This window comes from Savagea faecisuis (genome assembly GCF_042675605.1).
GTDB lineage: Bacteria > Bacillota > Bacilli > Bacillales_A > Planococcaceae > Savagea > Savagea faecisuis.
Map to the genome: position 1 here is coordinate 1 of NZ_JBHTJF010000014.1, position 14,539 is coordinate 14,539.

Genomic DNA, 14,539 nt, shown 5'->3' on the forward strand with positions numbered 1-14,539 from the left:
ACAAATTGACATAAAAACCTTATATAGTGGTTTCACATAAAGTGTTGCATTTAATATTGCAATTTAGGTCAATTTATAAAATTAAAAAGCTAGCAAATTTATCATTTAAATTTGCTAGCCTTTCTAATACATCGTCTACATTATTTCAATCCCCTCACCGATCGTATGAACGATGAGACTAACGTACATGAGATAGACTAGCATATTTATTTTTTTATCTCAACACTTCATCTTTTGTAATATTTATACTATTTTTACCACAAAAGAGGAATATAGTCAAATAGATGTTTCTATTTGCTTATGTAGAATAAAACTGCTAGTCCTGTAAAAGGCAATGTGAAGTTGCGATTTCAATTCACTCCCTCTATGTAGAGGGAGACATCTAGGTCAAAAAACACCGGACACGATGGGGATATTTCAATCCACTCCCTCTGTGTAGAGGGAGACTACGAGGGGGTGTGTTTGGATCCCTCAATTACTACATATTGTGCCTCATTTCCCTTTTTCTTTCAAGTGACCTCTTGCACTTTATAAAAGATCGTGAATGATACAATTCACATATTCAAATAACAAAGCGCCTCACATTAAGCTTTCACTTCATACGAGGCACTTTTATATTTTATGCTTGTTTTTATTTCTAATCACGTTTGTCTTTCGCTTTAAAAGAGTCACTTACTAAAATGAAGATGAGGAAAATAGTTAAGATTATAGGAAATACAAATAACCAATGTTCAATCGAGTAAAGGTCAGCGTAATAAGTATCGTATAGGTGGATAAGTAACCAACTAATGTTTACTAATAAAATCGTGATAATAAGTAATTTCATAACTTCTTCCTTTCTATACCTAAGCGATTTTTTGCTATATATGTAAAATAATACTTTCCATCTGTTTTGAATTTTTCAGGAGGGGTTTTCACTCTTCTATTCCTACATATTGTGCATTATTTCCCCTTTTCTCGCAAGCTATCTCTTACAATTTATAAAAAGTTCGTAAATGATGGAGTTCACCTATTCAAACAACAAAAGTGCCTCCCATCAAGCTTTCACTTCATTAGGAGGCACTTTTAAACTTTATAAAAAATCGCGCAATTCGTATCGCTTCACAACGTAATATGCGGTTTCATTTTTTCGTATGTTTTCGGTCCTAGTTGTTTCACTTGGAGTAGTTGTGTTGTATTCGTATAAGGACGCCCTGCGATAATGCGTGCCGATAATGTTTTTCCGATGCCCGGAATTGTTTCCAGTTGTTGCTGTGTCGCATGATTAATACTGATGAGCCCCGTCGGTTGTTCCGGTTTTGGTGTTGGCTTTGGTTTTTCGTTCGGTGTTAGTGCAGGTGGTGTCGGCTTCGGTTGTGGCGTTGGTTTTGAGATCGTTCCCGTACCTGTAAACGGTTGAGCCGACACGTGAATTTGTTTGCCATTCGTTCGGAATGTAATGTTTCCTGATGTCGCAGTCGAGTAGTTTTTCGTTTTATAATAATTTAAGCGCTGGATCACTTCCGCATGTGGATGCCCGTACGAATTGCCTTCTCCGTAAGAAAATACGACGTACTTCGGTTTCACCATTTGAAGAAGTGCTGCGGTGCTGCTCGTGTTCGATCCGTGATGCCCTGCTTTGTAAATATCACTACGCAATCCACCACGTGCGACCATTGATTGTTCTGCTTGTTGTTCAGCATCGCCTGTCAACAACACATTGACATCACCGTACGTTCCTTTCACTGCAATCGAAGCATTGTTTAAATTACTTGCTTTTGAATCGACATGAACGACCGTTAAAGCAAAATCACCAAATGTAAAACGGTCGCCTACTTTCGGCACTTGAAACGCAATGTTTTTTTGATCAATCATCGCTAACATATTGTAATACGTTTCTGTCGTATGCGGTTTTCCACTGTCTAAAAATTGCGTAACGGGGAAGTTCGCGAGTACGGTCGCCATTCCACCGATATGATCGCTATGCGCATGAGTCGCAATGACAAGGTCCAATTTCCCGACATCTTTTTGTTTTAAAAAGCTTACCACTTTTTGACCTGCTGAATGTTCTCCCGCATCGATTAAAATATTTTGACCAGTTGGCGTTTGAATGAGTGTCGCATCGCCTTGTCCGACATCGATAAAGTGAACGAGTAAATCGTCCATCTTTTCCGCTACTTTAAAATCATCATGTAAATGACGCGCCATGAAAAGCGCAAAGTGTTGACGTTGCATCGGTGCATTCGGACGAAACGATCCGTCTCCATATCCGGCAATGATGCGCTCCTCTGTCAAAGCATCGATATATGGCTTTGCCCAAGCATCGTTCGCTACATCGGTAAACGTGTACGTTTGATCTGTTTCCAAATCATACGCGAGAGCCATCATTTTAGCCATTTGGGCGCGTGTTACAGCAGCATGTGGTTCAAAATAACGTTCGCCATTTTTTACTTTTCCTGAAATAATGCCTAGTTCTGTTGCTTTCGCAATGACTTCATAACCGTAAGAACCTTCTTTTACGTCCTTATAGTTCGGGTTTTCGACATTTTCAAAAACAGTGATCTTTTTTTCACGTAAAATCATTTGCATCGCTTGTAGTCTCGTAATCGGTTGCGACGGTTTAAATGTACCATTCGAATAGCCTTTAATAATATCGCGTTCGACTAAATACTGAATTTCATCGTCATATTGATGAACATCTTGAAATGTTGAAGCTTCTACTGAAATAGGAAGCAACAAAATCGCAAATAATACGACCCACCACTTTATAAATTTCGACATATTCTATCTTCTCCTCCTTTATCCCCTTTCATCATACTAAATCTTCCATATGAAAAGTACTGATTTCCCTAATATGTCGAAGTTTTATCGTTTAAATTTAAGTTTTAGCAAAAATTATAGAAAAAAACCTCCTACTTTCCTCTAGTAGAAGGCTGATTCTTTATTTTCATCTTTGAACGATTCAATTTGTTTCATACGATCGAGTAGTCATTTTACTGGATGCGACATTTGATATTCCTTCCCACTCAATAACTACTTCTTCATCAATTTGAGCCATTTGAGGAGCGGATGAAATAATTGTTAATCTTTGTTCTCCTACTCGCACGGTGTAATACATTTCTCTCCCTTGAAACGATACGTTTTCCACAATTCCACGCAGTCCTTCTCCGCTCCGCTTCAAATGAAGTTGCTCGGGACGAATCGGACATTGCCCCGCTTCTTTAAAAGCATCCGGGATGTCGGGGACAACCCAATAAAAAGAAGGATGTCCATACGGATAAAAATGCTCCCCCCTCCAAACACCGTTTAAAATATTCGCTTTTCCGACAAATGTCGCGACAAAAGGGGTAGCGGGATGATAATAAATGCTTGTAGGGTCTCCCATTTGTTCGATGCGTCCGTCTTTCATGACGACGATTTTATCAGCCATGGCGAGTGCTTCGCTTTGATCGTGGGTGACATAGACGACGGATGGCTGTAACGTGCGATGAATCGTTTGAATTTCATCGCGCAATTCGATGCGTAACGCTGCGTCTAAACTACTTAACGGCTCATCCATCAATAATAACTGAGGTGAAGCTGCTAAAGCGCGCGCGATGGCGACCCTTTGTTGCTGTCCTCCTGATAATTCGTGAGGCATACGCTTTTCATATCCTGATAAGCCGACAAGTTGCAACATACTTTCTACTTTAGCGTCCATCGATGAAAATGCTCGTTTTTGATGCAAAAAGCGATGATGTTTTAAAGGAAATGCGATTTGTTCAGCGACTGTCATATGTGGCCAAAGGGCAAATTTTTGAAAGACAAGTCCGATATCTCTTTTTTCTGGCGGGACGACCTTTGAAGCATTTGCGAGGATTGTCTCGCCCATCCGAATTTCTCCAGAAGTCGGTGAAGTGAAACCTGCCAGCAAACGAAGAAGTGTCGTCTTTCCGCATCCACTCGGCCCAACAATTGCGACAAACTCGCCCTCCTCAATTGTTAAGTCAATGTCTCGAAGTGCCGTCGTTTCGCCAAATTTTTTCGTAACGCGTTGCAGTTGAATCATCGAATCATTCCTCCTCGTTTTTTATTTTTCATCCGAAGTAATAGTGCCACGAACAAAGCAACACTTGCCATTAAACTAAGAACGATGACAGAAAATGCCGTCGAATAAGTCGTATATCCGGCTTGTTCGTAGTTAAAAATCATAACGCCAACGGTTTCTGTTCCACTCGACCATAAAAGAGAAGATACGGTCAATTCCGTAAACGTCGTCAAGGCGACAAATAAGGCCCCGATACTTACTCCTGTCGCCACTAACGGCCACAAAATTTCCTTCCATTTCGCAAATGGCGAAGCACCGCTCACTTGTGCCGCTTCTTCTAAATCAACACTCACTTGCGCAAATGCCACCGCACTCCCTTTCACTTGTAAAATGAGGAAGCGTGTAAAGTAAGCGAGAATTAAAATTTTTCCTGTTCCGTATATGTTTGGGTTCCACCCAGGCAAGGGTTCCATCCATGCTAAAATCATCGACAAAGCCAATACGATACCAGGAAGTGCGTAAGGAATCGTAATCATCCCTTCCATCCACCGACTCGTCAACGTATTCGAACGAGATCGAACGTAAGCGAGCGCTGTACCGATGATGATTGTGAGTGCGACCGTAATGACAGCAAACATACCGCTCGTTTGTAAACTGTTCCACACTTTATCCGTATCCTGGAGTAAAAATTGATAATGGCTCAACGTTAAATTTTCAAAACGGAACGGAAGTCCGTACACTTTAATTACCGATGTTTTAACTAAAACGAGAAGCGGGACAATCGTCAGTAAAAGAACACTGCTCCACAATATAAGTTCTACGTAAATTTTCTTTTTCCCTAATGGAATACGCGGTGTCGTAACGACGGGTGCCGTCTCCGAAATATGTTGCTTATTTTTTAAAATGAGATTTTGCAACGTGTAGCCGACTAAAGCGATCACAGCGAGAATCGCAGATAACGCGGCGGCTCGACTAAATGCGCCTGGACCAAACCCGACCACTTCTTGATAAATCGCTGTGCTCAAGACTGTAATATGCGCAGGAATTCCAAGAAAAGCAGGAATTCCGAAGTTATCTAAATTCGTTAAAAAGGCGAGTAATCCACCTCCTACTAATCCTGGCAAAGCGAGTGGAAACGTGACTTGTTTTAATACCGTCCATTGATTACCGCCGGATACACGTACCGCTTGTTCTAACTCTAAAGGGATACGTTGTAACATCGTTAGCGTAAATAAAAAAACGAGGGGGAAATGACTGATCATTAATACGAAAATAATACCGCCGATACTGTACAAGTTAATTTGAAAAAGTTGAGCAAACTGCGTCCAACCGATTGTCAAAATGTAAGAAGGGACGATGAACGGCATCATTAACAACAGTTGCATCACCTTTTTTCCACGCACGTCCGTATAGGCAATTACATAAGCGTAAACGAAACCGAGTAGTAATGCACCGAGCGTTGCCCAAACGACAATCCACAATGTACGTCGAAACATTTTCCAAAATTGAGCATCTTGAAAAATTTGACTGAAATGCGCAAGCGTCAATGAACCGTCCGCTGTGACACTCATCCAAATTAATCGTACGAAAGGCCAGACAAATAAAATGAAAATAAATAAAATAGCACTCAGCGTAAACCATTGATTCGAGGAGATAAAGCGCTCTCGTAATCGCACCTCTCCTTTTCCTTTCATCGCCATCGTCGACATCGACATCCTCCTTAGAAAAAAGAGATAGGTGACGATCTCTCCCTATCTCCGTTTTTGCTTATTCGCCAAACAATTGTGAAAACTGACGTTTATCTTCTTCTCGATCTTGTACCAATTGTTTCAAATCGGCTTCCATCACATTCATGTCTTGAATGCTTTTTAATCCTTCTGGCGCTTCCAAGTCTTCACGAATTGGCGTGTAACCTAAAGAACGTGCTAATTCTTGTCCTTCTTTTGATAATACGAAATCGATAAAGTGTTTGGCAGCTTCTTCATTTTTCGCATCTTTCATTAATGCGATCGGCTCTGTGATAACAGGTACACCTTCTTCAGGATACGTTAACGTAAGTGGAGAACCTTCTTGAATGGCACGTGCTACGATGAAATCTACAACGAGCGCATGAGCACGTTGACCGCTTTGCACTTCTTTCAATGCCGCTCCATTTCCTTGTACGACCATTAAATCGTTTTGTTTTAACTGTTCAAACATTTCCCAACCGAGAGATTGACGTGTAAAAACTCCAACGTTATACGCAGCAGCACCTGAGTAAAGCGGACTCGGCATAACAGCTTGTCCTTTTTCACTCTCTTTCAACAAATCTGCCCATTTTGTCGGCATATTTGAAGCGACATCATGATTCGTTGCGATCACCGTCGCCATCGCTTTCGTCCCTGCATACATAAAGTCTGAATCGATAAAGGCTTCTGGAATTTCTGCCATTTCTTTTGATTCATAAGCCTGTAGTAAATCTTCTTCTTTCAATCGTTCGAACGTGACTGCATCAGCTACAAGTAAAACATCTGCTTGTACAGCTCCTGCTTCTTTTTCAGCTAAAACTTTACCGATGACTTCTTCTGTGCCTGAACGGAATGTTTGCACATCGATGTCTGGATACTTTTCTTTGAACGCTTTCACTAATGCTTCCGCGTCACTATCTGGTTGAGAAGTGTAAAATTGAATCGTACCACTCACTTGTTCTTCTCCTTCTGTCTGCTCCGTCGGTTCTTTTTCGTCATTTGCTCCACATGCTACGACAAAAGTCATCATCGCTACGATCAGCGCCATCCACATTTTTTTCATTTTAATATCCTCCTCGTTTGATTAACGCATGGTGTTCCATTTTTTCTAACCATTGTTGCTTCGCTTCCACTTCATAATGTAAGCGGAGGGGGTGCCATGTACTCGTCGTTAAAAAATGCGCATTCAATAAATAAAAATCACTTTGTTCATCGAGCGATTGCACATCTTGACGGTAATCCGTCAACCAATAAATCGTACGTTGATGAGGTCCTTTCGAAACCATATGGCGATAGCGCTGAATGTCTAAATCAATCGTCGCCCATCGCATCCCTCGATACTGTTCATCATCGCTCGCTGGAATATTCACATTCCATAAATGACGACTTGCGACGACGTCTTCTAAAAAAAGCGACAACCATTCATACATCCGCTTCGTCGCCCGTTGAAAATCGACCGTTTCGATATCGTATTCATCATACGAAACGGCAACAGCCGGAATGTCATAACTAATCGCTTCCCTCGCGCCGCTTACCGTTCCTGAATAAAACAAATCACGTCCAACATTCGCTCCAAGATTCATGCCAGAAAATACGACATCAATCGGCGAAGTAATTAACACATCGCAACCTAATTTAATCGCATCTGTCGGTGTTCCGTTAATGCTCCAAGCTTGTACATTACGCCCAAACACATTCGATTCTTTCGCTTCGATCGGTTGACGTAAGGTGATGGATTGACTAATCGCACTTCGCTCTTTATCCGGAGCGATGACGTACACTTTTCCAAAATGTTGTAACACATCGACGAAAGCGAGAAGGCCAGGCGCAAAAATTCCATCATCATTCGTCACTAAAAAAGTCTTCATACCGATTGTTCTCTCCTCTCGCTCATCTGCTCTAAGCGGTGAAGTCCCGCAAGATGCGCACGTAAAAATTGTTCATCTTCCGACACGTCAAATCCTTCTAAAATGAGCGGAACCTTTTTATTTAAAATGTACGGCATCAGTCTCGACCATTGAATCTCGCCTTGTCCAACCGGAACATGAAAGGCTAACGGTGTCGCATCGCTCATATGAATTTTATTCACGCGTTCCAATTGAATTAATGCTCTTTCTGGCTCTTCTCCTAAACTACTGTGTGCCACATCATACGTCGTATACACCCAATCCGAACACGCTTCAAGTAACGCATTTAATTGTGTGGGTGTCGTATACATTTCTTTCCGAATCGGCTCCATCAATTCAAAAGAAACAGGCATTTCATACTGTTGGGCCAATTGATCAATCGCTTCCACACTGTACAGCATTTGTTCTCTGTGCCAATCATCCAGCAATGAAATTGAAGAATGTCGACCTGGATGAATCGTCACATCGTCCGCCTGTAGTAATTTCGCAAAGTGTAAAGATTTCTCGATTTCTTCTAGCGATTGTTGACGCACTCCTCGGTTGATCGACGAAAGATTTAAATCCCAACTCGCCGCATGCACAGTCCGTGCTTGACTATAAGAAGAAAATACATCCGCGATTTCCTTCGGGGAAAGGTTAAAATATTGGGCTTGCTCATACCAAAACTCAATGCCCGTAAGATGATACGTTTCTAATGCTTTCGCCATCTCTAAAATAGATCGTCCCCAAAACAATGTCGAAGAACTATATAACATGTCCACGCTTCCTTTCTAATAAAGAGGTCATGAATGGATGTACACTCGCTTCATCATAAAGAACACTTCCTGGCAAATACGGATTGCGTGAATGTTCTCCGTGATAATCACTACCGACCGAAACATATAACCCGTCCTCTTTTGCACGTTTTAACCACGTGTTCGTCATTTTAATCGTGTGACGACTATGGAAGGCTTCGACACCTTCAATGCCTTCTTCTTTCAATTGTTCCCACGACCAATGCTGCGCGTACAAACCAGGATGGGCTAATAAAGCGATGCCTCCTGCTCGTTGGATTAATCGGATCGCTTGCTCTGAATCGTATGGAGGGCGCTCGACATATGCGGATTTTCCTTTCACTAAAAATGTGTCATACAGCTGTTTCGCTGTATATTCTGGATAATGAAGCGCTAGTTCTTCTGCGATATGCGTGCGCACAATAATCCCTCCCGTCGCCCGCTCCATACACCGTTCCCACTCAATCGCAAAACCGAGTCTTTGAAGACGGTCCACAATGTCTTGACTCCATGTAATTCTCGTCTCTTTTCTCCAATCACAATACGCACGGAGATCCGCATGATCGACATCGATGCCATACCCTAAAATATGTAACTCTCCTTGAGGTCCTTCCGAATTAATTTCGATGCCTGGAATAACATCGGCAACCGCTTGTAATGCGTCTAATTCCGGATCATCATACGCCGCTACCGTATCGTGATCGGTAATCGACACATGTGTCACTCCCGCATGGCGCACACGCTCTGCTAGTTCTGAAATCGTATCTTGTCCATCTGAATGAATCGTATGCATATGTAAATCGATTTTCATAACATCTCCTTCCTTTCCCCTCTATCTTAAAGCGCACATATTGAGGACATATCATAGTTTTATAAAGGTCATGTAAAACTATGAATATTTTTCTTCTTTTCCATTTCCGTTATTTTACACGTATTTCACACGTCGTTCATGAGTGCTTTACAAACGGTAAAACCTTTCGTCATATAAGGAATTCATGACGTATATCGAGAAGTAAAAAAGTTCGTAAGGAAAGGTTAAATCGAACCTATACATGATGAAGACATACGACACTCTTCTAAAAGGGCAGACAAAAGAATAAAACGTGAAAAAGCAAAAAACGCATGGAATGTCGCGACTTTCAGTGTGGTGACAGGATATCGTCTAGTATGTCAAAAACGGAAGAGATGCAATCAAACGTTACGCACTTTGATCGCATCTTTTTTTCATTTATGCTGTTCTTTACATTTAATTTTCACCCCTTCCTCTTTTGGGGCATGTGTGACCCATTCGATTTTATATACTGAAGATAGAACGAAACAAAGGAGAGGATACTATGATGAAACAACAATCTTGGATTGACCGAAATGACGAAACGATCGCATTAATTAACGAACGAGGACAGATCGAGTTTCAACCTCAGTTGGACGTTGACCGTATGTACTTTCCAAGTTATGGTTTAACACAGGTAAAGCGAGAGGGACGATTTGGTTATGTGAATCAGTTCGGCAACCTCGTTATTCCGTTCCGCTTCGCCAAAGCATATCCATTCTCAGAAAATGGACTCGCTTTCGTCGTAGAAGAAAAAGGAGGCAAAGGAGGATATATTAATCGTGAAGGAGAATACGTCATTCCCCCTCGCTTCGATACAGGGACGCCGTTCAAGTTCGGACTCGCGGCTGTCTCTAATGGTGGCGTCTATTACTACATTACGCCAGACGGCTATCCGGCTATTAATGAGAAGTTTCTCTACGCTAGTGAATTCGCAGATTGTGGTTTGGCAAAAGTTGTCGACTCGAGTGGCCGTCACGTGTTCATGGACAATTATAGTCGCATCGTTCTTGCGATGAAAAAAGGGAACATCTTACTCCACTTTAAAGAAGGAGGACGAGCGGCTGTATTCAACTCGAAAGGGAGACATGTGTTAATCGATGCAGCGGGCAATATCATTACTCGTTCGTATGACAACATTCGGCTCTACCCTTACAGTCACCTCCACCCGTTCTTACTCGACGGACTGTGGGGATACTTAAATGACCGAGGGGAAGAAGTCATTCCGAATATTTACGAAGAAGTAAACCCGTTCAACCATCTCGGATACGCAAAGTTGAAAGCATTCAATCCACTCGCTCCGAATGGTCAAAGTGAATTCTACATCGATCAACACGATCAAATTATCACACCTCAAAAAGTGGAAAGAAAATTACGACGATTGACTAAGCAATACCAACATATTAACGCCTTCCAAAAAGGTCGTGCTCTCGTACGCTATACGGAAGAACAATAGGAGGAATGAATGATGAAAAAAACATGGATGAAATGGATGACATTATGAATCGTACTTACCTTAGCCGCTTGTAGTGATAAAGAGGTGGCGCAACAAGATCAAGTTGCGCCAGAAGTAGAACAACAAGAAGTGATACAAGAAGAAGATTTACAAACAAATGAAGTAAGCTTACAACCACTCACAGGCTACTATCAAGAACGAGACGGTCTAACGGTTTGTCAATTGACCGAAGAGGCACTCATCTGCGGAATCATCAGTGTCGATGCTTATGCATATGCCCCAATCGAATCAGTAAGTGTAATCACAGACGATGAGTGGGATTTCCAGTTGACAGACGAGACTCATATTACATTTTCAAATGTGACGGATGAAACATTCGAAATGTTTGGCACGACGTACGTCAAGACAGCACCTGAGACGATTCACACTCAACTCCCATACATGCCATCGCTCGATGATTACTTCAATATCGACGTAATTCAAACAACACTTGAAACGGCGCAAGGACAAGGGCACGACTTATTAGAAGAATGGAGACAAGCAGAAACAAATGAAGCGGAAACAAATAGTGATATGACACTGTTTCCAAACTATACGAACGAAGAAATCGAATACGCGCGCATGTGGCACGACTACGGAAAATCAGACACCCCACCCCGTCTCACGGTATCTTTTTACGAAGCGGGAACATACATTAACCCATATATTGAAGATAGTCGACTCGTCTACCCAGAAAAAGTCGTCGTCTTAACAGGAGAAATAACGGGGCATGACATGGTAATCTACAGTAGTAACGAGGATGGAACAGTTAACTTATACGATGTACCTTCTCATTGGCATCAAGATAATGAAGCATCGATGAAGCGAGCAACAGAACAAGTATTACAAACTGTCACAACACGTGAAGTACCCGATGGCGATCCAATCGTAGTCGGACAAATTTTACACAACATGACAATCGAACATTGATGAGTAAGTCATAAGTGAAAAATGTATCAAAGTTTTTAGAGGTATTTCGAGTTCGCGCTTTAGTTCACTTTTGCTCATTTCCCTACAAGAAAGAGACTAGAGCATAAGTCGAAATGTAATAGAAAACGCATGAAATCAAGGTTTTAGCTTTTGATTTCATGCGTTTTGAGGATTTTCAGAGGTTTTGTCTCAACCTGTTTTCTTGATGCGATAAACGTTCCAATGAAAGTGTGGGTGATAATCATCACGTTCTTCGTTGTAGGTGATTTCTAGTTTTCTAGCATAGCCTTTTACAATTTTCTAAAATACCGTACTTGCTACACATTTCCTTTATTTTCACCTTCACTATTAAAAAGCAAAGCTTCCACTTCAGATTGAGAAAGTATTTTTGGGACCGGGCTCTTAGCGGTAAATATACTGACTACATTTTTCATCGAATTTAAAAAAACAATTAAACCTAACAGCCCAATAACTATATTGATTAATGGATTCACAATAAAAAAATAACGATTTTTAAGTTCACTACCTTTTCTTTTAAGCATAAAATTCACCTCCTGAGTAAAAAACACCTCAAAGAATCTCTTTTATTTTTTGTTGAGAGAAACGTCCATCCATACATTATTATGTCTCCTTTCTAATTCTAATTCATATTCTCTTCGATTATTTTCTTGAGTTTGAAAAAGCCTGATCAATATTTCATTAATTATTTTTCATAACAATCTTTACAAATGATTTCACTGTTTTTTTTCAAATATGCTTTAATTTCTACCATAGCCGTTTTTTCTGGGGCTTTCATCTTTGCATAAATTTCTTCATCGCCTTCTACTTCTCTTCCGCAAACAGAACAATATAAATTACGTTTAATCATTAAAATCACTCCTTTTTAAATGTTAACTTTTAAACTAGTATTTTCAAACTTCCTCTATGCAGAGGGAGACAAAAAGACTTCACGACGCGCTCCTAACGCATCGTATTTCAATCCACTCCCTCTATACAGAGGGAGACCTTCGTCAAAAATTGTGTCTAAAACTTCTTCTGCTATTTCAATCCACTCCCTCTATACAGAGGGAGACCAACATATAGAGGAGGGTTAGACAATGACGACTGATTTCAATCCACTCCCTCTATACAGAGGGAGACGTGCATCGGATGAAGCAGGCAGGCGCAAAACGAGTGATTTCAATCCACTCCCTCTATACAGAGGGAGACTAACGTAATGATCCAGGTCGTTTAGATGGTATATAATTTCAATCCACTCCCTATATACAGAGGGAGACTCCCCGTCGCAAATCGTGACGACAGTTCCAGGCCTATTTCAATCCACTCCCTCTATACAGAGGGAGACAAATTCTCGAAAGGACCATTCCGAAGAGATTAAAATTTCAATCCACTCCCTCTATACAGAGGGAGACAGCGATAAATTGGACAACTACAAATTTTTAGTTATTTCAATCCACTCCCTCTATACAGAGGGAGACCGCCATCCACAAGCGATGCAATGAGGATCGTCGATATTTCAATCCACTCCCTCTATACAGAGGGAGACTGCGAGGGATTGTGTTTGAATCCCTCTATTCCTACATATTGTGCCTCATTTCCCTTTTTCTTGCAAGTAACGTTTGGAACTTCATGAAAACTTCGTAAATCAGGCGATTTTCTGTGCGAAGGTCCTTAGTTTTTTATGGGCACTTCAGGTTCGCGCATTAGACTTGGTTCACTTTTGCTCATTTTCCCTACAAAAAACCTCTACATATCACAATGTAGAGGTTGAAGTTCGTTATTCCCATTCCATTTCGCCTTTGACGACTTGTGCGCTCATTTCTAAGTTGCCTTCCTCTAAATCAGGATACGCTTCTTTCATTTTTTCTACTAACTCCGCACTCGTTTCGGTTTCTTGTTCGGCCTGGATAAAGGCTTGAATGTATTCTTTTGTAAATGTGATGTTATCTGGTTGGAACGCATTTCCTTTTTCAAAATGGCCCGGGATGACGACTTTCGGATTCGCTTGTTCCAGCTGTTCCAAATCTTTCACCCATTGTTGTTGGCTCTCGATTGTCTTCGTATCTGCCATAAATAAATGGCTTCCCGTCGATACTAAAATACCCCCGAGGAATAAATCGTCCGCTTCGTTATAAAGCGTCTGTTTTTCAAGGTCGTCTCCAAAAATTGTGAACGTCGTATCCCCTAACACGATCGCATCTTCCACTACTTCAGGTATGACGATTTCATCAGGCGCGCCGTCTTTCAACGTATCCGCCCACACCGCTAATTTCGCTTCGTACGTATTTTGAATATGCTCAATCGTCGCAGGAGTCGCTACTACTTTCGCATCGGGGAACTTTTTCACGATTTCATTCGTGCCGAAATAAAAATCAGGGTCACTGTACGAAATGTAAATCGTTTCGATCTCGACGCCTTTCTCTTCCGCCACTTTCAAAATGTGCGCAGCGTCTTCTTTTGAAAACTGAGTATCGACCAAAATCCCTTTCCCGTCTTTTTCGATAATCGTTGCCGTCGACCCAAACACATCATCTGGATCCATCGTGTAATACGTAACTGATTGCCCTTTCGTCTCCGTATACCCTTCCGCTGCTTCAGAAACTTTCTCCTCCACAGCTGGCGTATCCTCGGCTTTCTCATCTTCCTTCACTTCTTTTTGTTCGTTATTCGAACAAGCGACTAACGCAAACAACGCGACGAGTAACGTAAACACAAACCATCGTCTCTTTCTCATCCAATCTCCCTCTCCATACCCGCTCCACCTCAAACAAAACGTAAATGAGAAAAAAGACAAGAAAAAACGCAAAATCGTCACATTTCATAACGAACATATTTAGGGAGTTTGTAAAAATGATAACAAAAAAGACTTATC

General features: G+C 41.3%; 12 protein-coding genes, 1 pseudogene and 1 CRISPR repeat array. Of the genes and pseudogenes, 2 read left to right on the forward strand and 11 right to left on the reverse strand.

Features of this window, described 5'->3' with window-relative positions; translation table 11 throughout:
- Positions 1-1,101: 1,101 nt before the first annotated feature.
- From ACFQ0V_RS03180 to ACFQ0V_RS03210, 7 genes are all read right to left on the reverse strand, one after another.
- On the reverse strand, positions 1,102-2,760 hold the full coding sequence (locus ACFQ0V_RS03180; protein ID WP_381009570.1) for an S-layer homology domain-containing protein: 1,659 nt from the start codon (positions 2,758-2,760) through the stop codon (positions 1,102-1,104).
- 181 nt (positions 2,761-2,941) lie between these two features.
- Positions 2,942-4,027 (reverse strand): ABC transporter ATP-binding protein, encoded by a 1,086-nt coding sequence (locus tag ACFQ0V_RS03185; protein WP_381009573.1) that lies wholly within the window; start codon positions 4,025-4,027, stop codon positions 2,942-2,944.
- Positions 4,024-5,715: an ABC transporter permease gene (locus ACFQ0V_RS03190; RefSeq protein WP_381009576.1), complete on the reverse strand. Its 1,692-nt coding sequence runs from the start codon at positions 5,713-5,715 to the stop codon at positions 4,024-4,026. The genes ACFQ0V_RS03185 and ACFQ0V_RS03190 overlap by 4 nt, the downstream gene beginning before the upstream one ends.
- Before the next feature lie 58 nt (positions 5,716-5,773).
- The gene (locus ACFQ0V_RS03195; protein ID WP_381009579.1) at positions 5,774-6,796 is read right to left on the reverse strand and encodes an ABC transporter substrate-binding protein; all 1,023 of its coding nucleotides are present in this window, start codon (positions 6,794-6,796) and stop codon (positions 5,774-5,776) included.
- A gap of 1 nt (position 6,797) precedes the next feature.
- Positions 6,798-7,601 carry a 5'/3'-nucleotidase SurE gene (gene surE, locus ACFQ0V_RS03200; RefSeq protein ID WP_381009581.1) on the reverse strand — a complete coding sequence of 268 codons (804 nt, stop codon included), beginning with the start codon at positions 7,599-7,601 and terminating at the stop codon, positions 6,798-6,800.
- Positions 7,598-8,395: a sugar phosphate isomerase/epimerase family protein gene (locus ACFQ0V_RS03205; RefSeq protein ID WP_381009584.1), complete on the reverse strand. Its 798-nt coding sequence runs from the start codon at positions 8,393-8,395 to the stop codon at positions 7,598-7,600. Before ACFQ0V_RS03205 ends, surE begins: the two co-directional genes overlap by 4 nt.
- Positions 8,385-9,224 carry a PHP domain-containing protein gene (locus tag ACFQ0V_RS03210; protein WP_381009587.1) on the reverse strand — a complete coding sequence of 280 codons (840 nt, stop codon included), beginning with the start codon at positions 9,222-9,224 and terminating at the stop codon, positions 8,385-8,387. Before ACFQ0V_RS03210 ends, ACFQ0V_RS03205 begins: the two co-directional genes overlap by 11 nt.
- A 523-nt stretch (positions 9,225-9,747) precedes the next feature.
- Between ACFQ0V_RS03210 and ACFQ0V_RS03215 the strand changes: the two genes are divergently transcribed.
- Both ACFQ0V_RS03215 and ACFQ0V_RS03220 read left to right on the forward strand, forming a co-directional pair.
- The gene (locus ACFQ0V_RS03215; RefSeq protein ID WP_381009590.1) at positions 9,748-10,698 is read left to right on the forward strand and encodes a WG repeat-containing protein; all 951 of its coding nucleotides are present in this window, start codon (positions 9,748-9,750) and stop codon (positions 10,696-10,698) included.
- Between the two features lie 84 nt (positions 10,699-10,782).
- Positions 10,783-11,667 (forward strand): hypothetical protein, encoded by an 885-nt coding sequence (locus ACFQ0V_RS03220; protein ID WP_381009593.1) that lies wholly within the window; start codon positions 10,783-10,785, stop codon positions 11,665-11,667.
- Between the two features lie 222 nt (positions 11,668-11,889).
- On the opposite strand, the pseudogene ACFQ0V_RS13270 reads toward ACFQ0V_RS03220, so the two are convergent.
- The 4 genes and pseudogenes from ACFQ0V_RS13270 to ACFQ0V_RS03235 all read right to left on the reverse strand — a co-directional run.
- Positions 11,890-11,964 (reverse strand): annotated as a pseudogene (locus ACFQ0V_RS13270) (protein rep); the annotation flags it as partial.
- A 20-nt stretch (positions 11,965-11,984) separates the two neighbouring features.
- Positions 11,985-12,209, reverse strand: a complete 225-nt coding sequence (locus tag ACFQ0V_RS03225) for a hypothetical protein (RefSeq protein ID WP_381009596.1) — start codon at positions 12,207-12,209, stop codon at positions 11,985-11,987.
- Between the two features lie 161 nt (positions 12,210-12,370).
- Complete coding sequence (locus ACFQ0V_RS03230; RefSeq protein ID WP_381009599.1) at positions 12,371-12,535, reverse strand: Fe3+ hydroxamate ABC transporter substrate-binding protein; 165 nt, start codon at positions 12,533-12,535, stop codon at positions 12,371-12,373.
- A gap of 104 nt (positions 12,536-12,639) precedes the next feature.
- A CRISPR array of direct repeats spans positions 12,640-13,213; the repeat unit is 33 nt; unit sequence ATTTCAATCCACTCCCTCTATACAGAGGGAGAC.
- A gap of 231 nt (positions 13,214-13,444) precedes the next feature.
- Positions 13,445-14,401 (reverse strand): MBL fold metallo-hydrolase, encoded by a 957-nt coding sequence (locus tag ACFQ0V_RS03235; RefSeq protein ID WP_381009602.1) that lies wholly within the window; start codon positions 14,399-14,401, stop codon positions 13,445-13,447.
- Positions 14,402-14,539 lie beyond the last annotated feature (138 nt).